12 protein-coding genes are annotated in these 7288 nt (G+C 51.3%); all 12 read left to right on the top strand.

All coding sequences use genetic code 11. From position 1 onward, the window contains the following. Positions 1-502 (top strand): radical SAM protein (locus tag AZ66_RS24715; protein ID WP_044357308.1); only part of this gene is annotated, 502 nt, incomplete at its 5' end. Positions 503-578: 76 nt separating this feature from the next. Continuing rightward, the gene (locus AZ66_RS24710) at positions 579-932 is read left to right on the top strand and encodes a BMC domain-containing protein (RefSeq protein ID WP_044357307.1); all 354 of its coding nucleotides are present in this window, start codon (positions 579-581) and stop codon (positions 930-932) included. After that, complete coding sequence (locus AZ66_RS24705; RefSeq protein ID WP_021259270.1) at positions 929-1360, top strand: EutP/PduV family microcompartment system protein; 432 nt, start codon at positions 929-931, stop codon at positions 1358-1360. Before AZ66_RS24710 ends, AZ66_RS24705 begins: the two co-directional genes overlap by 4 nt. Positions 1361-1379: 19 nt before the next feature. Beyond that, positions 1380-2084: an ethanolamine utilization cobalamin adenosyltransferase gene (locus tag AZ66_RS24700; RefSeq protein WP_044357306.1), complete on the top strand. Its 705-nt coding sequence runs from the start codon at positions 1380-1382 to the stop codon at positions 2082-2084. Further along, entirely contained in the window at positions 2042-2881 is an 840-nt protein-coding gene (gene eutJ, locus AZ66_RS24695) for an ethanolamine utilization protein EutJ (RefSeq protein WP_044357305.1), read from the top strand. Before AZ66_RS24700 ends, eutJ begins: the two co-directional genes overlap by 43 nt. Beyond that, the gene (locus AZ66_RS24690; RefSeq protein ID WP_021259267.1) at positions 2882-3202 is read left to right on the top strand and encodes a microcompartments protein; all 321 of its coding nucleotides are present in this window, start codon (positions 2882-2884) and stop codon (positions 3200-3202) included. Next, positions 3189-3452: a EutN/CcmL family microcompartment protein gene (locus tag AZ66_RS24685; protein ID WP_044357303.1), complete on the top strand. Its 264-nt coding sequence runs from the start codon at positions 3189-3191 to the stop codon at positions 3450-3452. Before AZ66_RS24690 ends, AZ66_RS24685 begins: the two co-directional genes overlap by 14 nt. A 42-nt stretch (positions 3453-3494) precedes the next feature. Beyond that, a complete protein-coding gene (locus AZ66_RS24680; RefSeq protein WP_044357302.1) occupies positions 3495-4151 on the top strand; it encodes a cupin domain-containing protein in 657 nt (218 codons plus the stop codon). Between the two features lie 24 nt (positions 4152-4175). Then, entirely contained in the window at positions 4176-4994 is an 819-nt protein-coding gene (locus AZ66_RS33635) for a BMC domain-containing protein (RefSeq protein ID WP_044357300.1), read from the top strand. Positions 4995-5021: 27 nt separating this feature from the next. Next, complete coding sequence (locus tag AZ66_RS24670; protein ID WP_052648841.1) at positions 5022-6494, top strand: acetaldehyde dehydrogenase (acetylating); 1473 nt, start codon at positions 5022-5024, stop codon at positions 6492-6494. After that, on the top strand, positions 6494-7141 hold the full coding sequence (locus tag AZ66_RS24665; RefSeq protein ID WP_021259262.1) for a phosphate propanoyltransferase: 648 nt from the start codon (positions 6494-6496) through the stop codon (positions 7139-7141). The genes AZ66_RS24670 and AZ66_RS24665 overlap by 1 nt, the downstream gene beginning before the upstream one ends. 12 nt (positions 7142-7153) lie before the next feature. Then, positions 7154-7288 (top strand): BMC domain-containing protein (locus AZ66_RS24660; protein ID WP_044357298.1); only part of this gene is annotated, 135 nt, incomplete at its 3' end.

Genomic DNA, 7288 nt, shown 5'->3' with positions numbered 1-7288 from the left:
GTCCGAGTTTGCGATCCATTTGCTCAAGGAATGCAAGCGCTCCGGAATCCATACGGCCATTGAAACCTCAGGGCATACCAAACCGGAAGCGATCTTGGCCATGGCCGAATATACCGATCTGATCTTGTACGATCTGAAACATATGGATTCGGATCGCCATTATCAACTGACGGGTGTACGCAACGAGCGTATTCTCGAAAATTTGCGGGAACTGATCAACCGCAAACATAACGTGAAGATGCGGATGCCGCTAATGAAGGGGCTCAATGATGATGAGGACACCATCCGCAAAACGGTAGAGTTTCTGCTTCCATATCAGGAAAACGAGAATTTTAAAGGCATCGATTTGCTCCCTTATCACAAGCTGGGGATTAACAAATACAGACAATTGGATATGGTTTACAGCGTTGAACGCGATTTAAGCCTTAATGAAGCGGATTTGGAGCGTATTGAACGTCAAATTAGCCAATACGATTTCCCAGTCCGGGTAATCAAACATTAAGAGCATGCTATCGAAGCCAGTTCTGTTCGGTAAAGCAAGCGCTTTACAAACTCGCAAATCTGTAAGGAGGACGTTTATGCAGCAGCCTGATGGGCCGGATCTCGGGCGGATTATTCAGGAGTCGGTGCCGGGCAAACAAGTGACGCTGGCCCATATCATTGCTTCACCCGTGCCTGACATGTATGAAAGACTGGGTATCGATGAAGCGGGGGCTATTGGCATATTAACACTCTCGCCCAGCGAAACCTCCATTATTGCTGCCGATATCGCCACCAAGGTGGCAGATGTGAAAATCGGCTTTCTGGATCGCTTTACTGGTTCGGTGCTTCTCACCGGAGATGTAGCAAGTGTGGAAACGGCGCTGCGGGCCATCATTAAGACGTTAAGCGGTAGTCTGGGTTTTGCGACGGCGGAAATTACACGGACATGAAAAAACGCATTATGCTGATCGGTCCTACAGACTGCGGAAAAACGACGCTAGCCCATGCGCTTGATGGTACGGATCGCCCGTTGCGGAGGACGCAGGATATTATCTATGGGCCGAAGACGATCGATACACCAGGCGCGTATATCGAAAATACCTGGATGTACAGCCATTTGATTGCAACGGCGCAGAACGCAAGCCATATTTTGATATTGGTGGATCAGTCCCGGCATCTGGAAGTCTACTCGCCCGGCTTTGCGTCTTCTTTCACAAAGCCTGTTGTCGGGATAATAACGAAAGCCGATCTTGCGCTGGAAAATGAACATTACTGTGTAAAAGTTTTACAACGTGCCGGGATAACCGAACCCTTTTTCCGCATTAGTCTTCCCGTGGGAAGGGGAATCGGGGAATTGAAACGTTATTTGTTCGGGTAATAAGAGTGGAGTTGATACCATGAAATTTATTACCGAAATGGAATTGCGCAATGTGTACAGGATTGAGCCTTTTACATCATACATGGTGGAGTATGGAAGCCGATTGACGCCGGAGGCGCGCCAGTTTTTGACGGATCGCCAAATCGCCGTGTCCTATGGCACGCAAGAGCAAAATCAGGAACAAAAGCAAGAGCCGATGCCGAATTCGGAGCGACAGGCGGAGAAGCCGGATTGGCGGCGTGGGAAGCTGCGCTGTCAGATGCAATCCGTCTCAGCCCTGTTCTTGTTAACCGGGCAGGAGCTGCTGGAGCAGGATGTGCTGCTGGCCCAGAAGGTGCTAGAGCTGTCAAGGCTGTTTTCGGCCCTCCAGAAAGGGGAAAGATGCGGCACATCCACTGCCGATTTATCATTCCAGGGTTGTACTGGCATTACTGCCGATGTTCTTTTTGAGGATGCGGGAGATTGCTTTGAGGTAACCGAGTTTCACATTCAATTAGAAAGAGGCAGAGAAATTGCGTTGCTCCACCGTCTGCGCAGCGCTTTGCGGGAGCTTGGGTTTGCGGTGTTGGAAGCCGCAGAGGGTAGTTCCCATGAAAAACCAGAGGAACCTGTTATTCCTGGAATCAATTATATGATTAACACATTGAGCTCGTTTATTTGCAGAACTACAGGAGGTGGAACATGCCAGAGACAAAACCCTTTGCATACTGCGATCAACTCGTAAAGCAATTTGAAGCTGTCATCCAGAAACCGATTCCAGGACGGTCTTCGTTCTACTATACCGGTGTGGATCTGGGAACGGCCTGTGTAGTGCTTACCGTGTTGGATGATTCTCGGAAGCCGGTGGCAGGCGCTTACCGCTACGCCGATGTCGTCCGCGACGGAATGGTGGTGGACTATCTAGGAGCGATTCAGATCGTGAGGGAGCTTAAAACACAGTTGGAGCAGCAATTGGGTGCAGAACTTGAATATGCAGCTTCGGCGATTCCTCCGGGAACCGATTTACTGGATGCTGGCGCCATCAAGCATGTAATCCAGGGTGCGGGTTTTGAAGTTACGGCTTTGCTGGATGAACCTACGGCGGCTAATGCCGTGCTGCAAATATCCGACGGAGCCATTGTAGACATTGGGGGCGGAACGACAGGCATTTCGATTCTAAAGGATGGCAAGGTTGTCTATGTCGCCGACGAAGCAACGGGAGGCACCCACTTTTCTTTGGTGGTTGCCGGGGCATACCAGATGAGTTTTTCTGAAGCTGACTGCTTCAAGCGCGACCCTGCCCATCACCAAGAATTGCTGCCGCTGCTCCGGCCGGTTATTGACAAGGTTTCCTCTATCATCAACCGCCATGTGGTGGGCTATGAGGTCAATGAATTGTACTTGGTAGGCGGAACCTGCTGCTTGTCCGGTATGGAGACGATTATTGAGCAGAAGACCGGTATTGCTACCTATAAACCTAGCAACCCTCTGTTTGTCACACCGCTGGGCATTGCTCTGAATTGTACGCAGGAGGCGATGTGAGTGGAATTTCGGATTATCAAATCTCCTTCCAAGGGGACGCTGGACATTTTGCTTCGTCGCAGAGGAGCGCCCAGTAGTCGGGAAGTTCCCCAATGCGACGCGGTCGGTCTGGTGCAGGGAAGGCTGATTGACATGGTATGGGCCGCTGATGTAGCTGAAAAAGTGGTGGGCGTAACAGTGGAGGATATTCGCGGCAGCTGCCCGCAGAACATGATTCTTCTCGCTATTTTTGGTGACACGGCTTCCGTAGAGGATGCCATCGCCGAGATTAAGCAGAGGAGCGGAAAAGCGGGGAGGAAGGAATGCCATGATTGCGGCTGAATTGATTCACAATATCTGGTCTACCCGTAAAGCAGATTCCCTTGTGGGAATGAAACTGATGCTGGCCGAGGTGATTGGTGGAAGCGACGACGGGCTCCGCTTGATTGTAGTCGATACGATCGGCGCTGGCATAGGCGATCGAGTGATTGTCTGTACCGGCTCTTCGGCTCGCAAAATGCTGCATACAGACGATGTTCCTGTGGATGCCGTCGTCGTCGGCATCATCGACGCGGACTGTGTTTTCGAATAATTATTCGATCAGAAATCGAATGCAGTGAGAGGGGGCGAGACTGTGAAAAAACTGATATGCGCTGCGGATGTGGAAGAATGGGTGGCTTCCGGGCAGAAGCGGTGCTGCATTGATCGAAACACGATTGTGACACCGGCAGCCCATGATAAGGCAAGGGAGCTGGGGCTGGAGTTTACCGATGAGCCATGTGGGTCTTTGAGTTCCGAGTCCGCAGGCTGCGCAACTCAGGATGATCTCGACATGAATGCCATTTTCAAATTTTTCAAGATGTTATCGGAAAAAGGACTGGTTGAAAAGCTGTTGGGAACGGCTCATGAGCCACCTTATCAGGCGGAGACGGATCCGACTGGCTTGAAACTTGTGCGGGGTCGGACGGTAAAAATGGAGGCTTACGATACGGGAACAAATGGTGCCAAGGTATATCGTCAAGAGGTAATCGGGAAGCCGGATTGTACCATGAGCGCAGGCTTTATGACTGTCGACCACGGTTGCTTCGAGCAGGAGACGGCCCAAGAAGAAACTTATATCGTGATGGAAGGTGCGCTCGATGTCACTTTGAATGAGAGAACCTTCACCGCCCATGAGGGAGATGTACTCTTCATCCCCAAAGGAGTGAAAGCGACCAAGGGATCGTCGGACTGCACGAGGATGTTTTATATGACTTATCCGGCGGGCGATCCTGATCGGAAGCTACAGTAACAGACAGTAACAGGAGGTGATAGCATGCAGGCCCTTGGATTAATTGAAACGCGGGGACTTCTCCCGGCGATTGAATGTCTGGACATCATGCTCAAATCAGCTCAGGTAGAACTGATAGAAAAGTGCAATGTGGGCGGCGGGCTAGTGACGATCGCAGTAGCCGGCGATGTCGGCGCTGTACAAGCATCCGTGGAAGCAGGTGCCTCCGCGGCGCAACAATTGGGCAGTGATATGCTCATCAGCCGACATGTCATTCCTAGACCCCACAACGACATTGCGAGCATTATCGGCCAGCGCAGCATTTTGAACATTGCCAAGGAGAAGGACGAGCCGGCGCAACCAGTACGGCATACTCAGCCGTTGGAACAGTTTCCAAAGCAGCTGCCCGAGCAAACGCTAGAGCAGACTCCGAAACGATACGCAGCGTCTGATGTTCCACTGGACGAGGCACCCAATGTTCCATTAGACACGGCTCCTAAAGTTCCACTGGAAGCGGCGCCCGATGTCTCAATCAATAACGGTGGTGCAGAAGGCTTCCCTGTACTAGCAGCCGACCCCGCTCAGGTTCTTGTGTCTAAAGACGTCAGTCCGGAAACAGACAATGAAGATCCGGTAGATGGAGAGCATGCAGTGCTGGACAGTCCATTCAAACACCAGATTGACGTGCTGGTAAAGGAATCAGGGCTTGACAAAGCAATGGAGCTACTGGAGACGATGACAGCCATGAAGCTGCGCGGACTGGCCAGAGAGTGCGGCCCCGCGTATGGGATGAGCATGACGACCATTTCCAAGGCAGACAAGGTGAAACTGCTCAAGCGGTTCCGCCATTATTATCAGCAGTAAGCAGGAAACGAGGGGAGGATGTTTCACTTGGAAAATTATGATTATGACTTGCAATCGATTCAGGAAACGCGTGACTTGGCTCGTGCAGGAAAAGCGGCTGCCGATATCCTTGCCGGGTACGATGCTGAACAGATTGACAGAATTGTACAAAACATGGTGCTGACAGCGGAGGTCAACGCCGCCGAATTGGCAGCGCTGGCAGTGGAGGAAACCGGATTTGGCAAGATTGAGGATAAGATCTTCAAAAACCGACTGGCTTCCACGGAGCTGTATGAATCCATTCGGGATACGAAAACGATTGGGGTGATCCGCGAGGACAAGGCGAATCAATTAATAGAGATTGCCGAGCCTGTCGGACTGCTCATGGGGATTATTCCATCAACCAATCCGACATCCACTACGATTTTCAAATCTATCATTGCGATAAAGGCTCGCAATGGAATCATCTTCTCGCCGCATCCTTCGGCAAAGAAATCTATCATGCGGGCTGCGGAACTAATGCATGCAGCCGCTATCGAGGCAGGGGCTCCCAAAGGAATCATTGGCTGCGTTACCAAGCCTTCTATGCCGGCGACGCAGGAACTGATGAAGTGCGATGAAATCGCTATGATTATCGCCACAGGCGGATCGGCGATGGTGAAATCTGCCTATAGCGCGGGTAAACCGGCGCTGGGGGTGGGACCGGGTAATGTACCGGCCTATATTGAGCGCACCGCTGATATTCCAAAAGCAGTAGCTAATATCATTGCCAGCAAAACCTTCGATTACGGAACAATCTGCGCATCTGAACAGGCTGTTATCGTGGAAGAATGTATCCGTTCTGAGGTAATCGCAGAGTTTGAGCGTCAGGGCGGTTACTTTATGAATCAGGAGCAAACTGCTAAAGTCGCGGCAAAGCTGTTTGTAAAAGGCCATGCCATGAATTCAAGACTGGTGGGACGTTCACCTCAGGTGATCGCGGAAGCTGCTGGTATTCAAATTCCAGCAGGGGTCAAGGTGCTGTTAGGCGAGCAGCAGGGCGTGGGAGAGAAATTCCCGCTGTCCTATGAGAAGCTTACTACTGTTTTGGCGTTTTACACCGTACAGGACTGGCGTGAGGCTTGCGATCTAAGTGTTGGATTGCTGCGTAACGGAGGAATAGGCCATAGTTTCTCCATCCATACAGAGAATCACGATATGGTCATGGAATTTGCGCAAAAACCTGTATTCCGCATTTTGGTGAATACGGGCTCCACTCAGGGCGGCGTGGGCGCAAGCACCGGGCTTGCCCCGGCCTTCACTTTGGGATGTGGAACCTGGGGGGGCAGCGCCACTTCAGATAATGTGGGACCACAGCACTTGATTAATATCAAGCGTGTGGCTTATGGCATTAAGGACTGTACAGCACAAAGTCCTTATTCTGCTCCCTCTTCGCAACAGCCGAAGCAACAGGAGGATGCAATGCTGTTGAATCTGGTCGATGAGCTGATGTCTATTTTGCAGAAAAGCGGTGACAGCTAATGGGGAACTATGACCAAGTACTTTCATTGTTAATGGAGGTTGTATCCGGTGCTGGAAAGGCGGGGGAGGAGCCGAGCTGCATTCCTTTAGGGATTTCGAATCGCCATGTGCATCTTTCCCAGGCTGATGTGGAGACGCTCTTCGGATCCGGATATACGCTATCCAAATTGCGTGATTTGTCCCAACCCGGACAGTATGCATGTAATGAGACCGTTACGGTCTGCGGCCCCAAGGGTGCGATTGAAAAAGTGCGGGTTCTCGGGCCAGTGCGGAAGCAGAGCCAAGTAGAAATCATGCGGGGAGACTGCTTTAAGCTGGGCGTGAAAGCTCCAGTGCGCTTATCCGGGGAGCTTGAAGGCACACCGGGCGTCACATTGATCGGTTCCAAGGGAAGCGTATATATTACCTGCGGCTTGATGGTTGCACAGCGCCACATTCATATGACGCCTGATGATGCCCTTTTCTTCGGCGTAACCGACGGAGAAATGGTCAGCATTCAATTTGATGGTCTCCGGGGCGGGGGGTACAATCAGGTCGCAATCCGAGTTGGCAATGACGCCGCTCTCGACTGTCATATCGACGTTGAAGAGGCCAACGCGATGGATCTGACATCGGCGTCTATTGTTCAAATCATAAAAAATCGCTAGGAGGTAATGAACATGAGATCGGAAGCTCTTGGTTTGGTTGAAACAAAAGGTTTGGTAGGTTCTATCGAAGCGGCGGATGCTATGGTCAAAGCGGCCAATGTCACCTTGATTGGCAAAGAGATGGCAGGTGGCGGCCTTGTTACCGTA

It is taken from the genome of Paenibacillus sp. E194, assembly GCF_000935845.1.
In the GTDB taxonomy this organism is placed as follows: domain Bacteria; phylum Bacillota; class Bacilli; order Paenibacillales; family Paenibacillaceae; genus Paenibacillus_B; species Paenibacillus_B alvei_B.
Note: the sequence above shows the minus strand (reverse complement) of the source record. Positions and strands in the feature narration are given on the sequence as shown.